The sequence below is a fragment of the Microbacterium sp. HMWF026 genome (assembly GCF_003061325.1).
In the GTDB taxonomy this organism is placed as follows: Bacteria; Actinomycetota; Actinomycetes; order Actinomycetales; family Microbacteriaceae; genus Microbacterium; species Microbacterium testaceum_E.
In genome coordinates, this window is record NZ_QAJB01000286.1 from 1 (window position 1) to 1,604 (window position 1,604).

At 73.9% G+C, this 1,604-nt stretch carries 2 protein-coding genes and 1 pseudogene; 2 read left to right on the top strand and 1 reads right to left on the bottom strand.

What is annotated here, in order from left to right; translation table 11 throughout:
• The coding region (locus DBR36_RS11000; RefSeq protein ID WP_219927643.1) for a hypothetical protein at positions 1-308 on the top strand (308 nt) is incomplete at its 5' end.
• 21 nt (positions 309-329) lie between these two features.
• On the opposite strand, the gene DBR36_RS11005 is transcribed toward DBR36_RS11000, so the two are convergent.
• Positions 330-794 carry a DUF3817 domain-containing protein gene (locus DBR36_RS11005; protein WP_108319333.1) on the bottom strand — a complete coding sequence of 155 codons (465 nt, stop codon included), beginning with the start codon at positions 792-794 and terminating at the stop codon, positions 330-332.
• Positions 795-1,097: 303 nt separating this feature from the next.
• Between DBR36_RS11005 and DBR36_RS11010 the strand changes: the two are divergent.
• Positions 1,098-1,604, top strand: a pseudogene (locus DBR36_RS11010) (FUSC family protein); the annotation flags it as partial.

A 1,604-nucleotide genomic window follows, 5' to 3' on the forward strand; every position in this document is an offset into this window, starting at 1 on the left:
GGGGCGAGGAGTGCGGAACCGTGACCCTCACCGCGACCGGGCGGGGCGGGGGGCTGGCCTCGATCGCCTGGCGCGCGGCGTCAAACACCGGCCCGATCATCGGCGTCACGCTCGACGTGTCGTACGTGGGTCGCCTGGGTGGAGCGGTGCGCCGGTACCTGCAGGACGAGGCGTCGCTGCACGCCACCGGACGCACGCTCGCCTACGTCGGCGCCGGGCGCGCCACGGCGACCGTGTCGGGCACGATCCAGACCTTCACCGCCACGTGCCGGGTCGCCCCGACGAGCGTCCGCATCCAGGCGCGGTGAGCGCGGGTCCGGTCCAGCGGCTCAGCCCTTTCCGCCGGGCGGCCCCACGATCAGCAGGACGACGAACACCAGCGCCACCGCCGTCGCCAGGGCCAGGGCCAGCACCGCGGGGCGGCGCAGGAAGAAGCGCAGCAGCCGATCGATCGGTCGCCGGTCGCGCGGGTCGTCGGTCTGGTCCCGACGCCACGCGCCGCGAAGCCGTCCGGTGCGGTGCAGCCAGATCTCGGTCGGCACCGTCGCGTAGGGGATGACCGCGCTCACCACCGCGATCGCGGCGGGACCGAACCCCCATCGCTGGTTCAGCGCGACGAGCACGGCCGTCGCCCCATAGGCCAGGAAGACGAAACCGTGGATGCCGCCGCCGATCGACACCGCGACGGGCAGGTCCGCCGTGGCACGCAGGACGAGGCCGCCGATGAGCAGCGTCCACGAGATCGCCTCGGCGATGGCGAGGGTGCGGAACAGGGTCAGGGGCGTGCGGAACACGGTCCTCCTCGAGACGGGGTGGGCATCTCCACCCTAGGCACCCGTCCCGCGCCCCACCGGCTTCCGTCTCGACGTCGAGGTGTCACTCGATGGGCTGGTCGTCCCCGTCCAACGTCGGATCCGACCGCTCGCCCTCGGCCGCGGTGGACGTGTCGGGCTCGGGCCCGGGTTCGATTGGCTGCTTCTCGCGCTCGGCATCCATTCCTCCACCCCACCAGATCGGATGCCGCTCGCCACGGCCTTGACGTCGTCCTACCTTGCGCTCCGACGGGGCCGGCGCCACCCGGCGCGTAGGCTGGAGGGGTGGCGGAATCCCGGGGGCGCGTGTGGACCGGGGTCATCCGCGTCGGGCCGCACCGGGGCGATCACCGCGTCGCCGTGCGCGCGGTGCTCAGCGTCGGCGTCCCGCTCCTGGTCCTGCTGCTGATCGGACGCCTCGACCTCAGCGTCTACGCCAGCTTCGGCGCCTTCGCCGCACTGTACGGCCGCACCGACGCCCCGCGCACGCGCGTGCGCATGCAGGCCACCGCCGGCGCGATCCTCGTCGCCGCGATGCTCGTCGGCACCGCCGTGTCGGCCCTGGCGCTGCCCGCGCTCGCCAGCGTCGTCGTCGTGGCGGTGATCGCCGCGCTCGTCACCCTGTTCGCGTACCGCGCGCAGTGGCATCCCCCGGGCGCGCTCTTCACGGTCTTCGCCGCGGGCGCCACCGCGAGCTTTCCGGCGACCGGCGCGACCTTCCTGACGGTGCTGCTCGTGGGCGGGGCGAGCGTGGCGTGGAGCCTGGTCGTGACCACCGCGTTCGTGTTGATC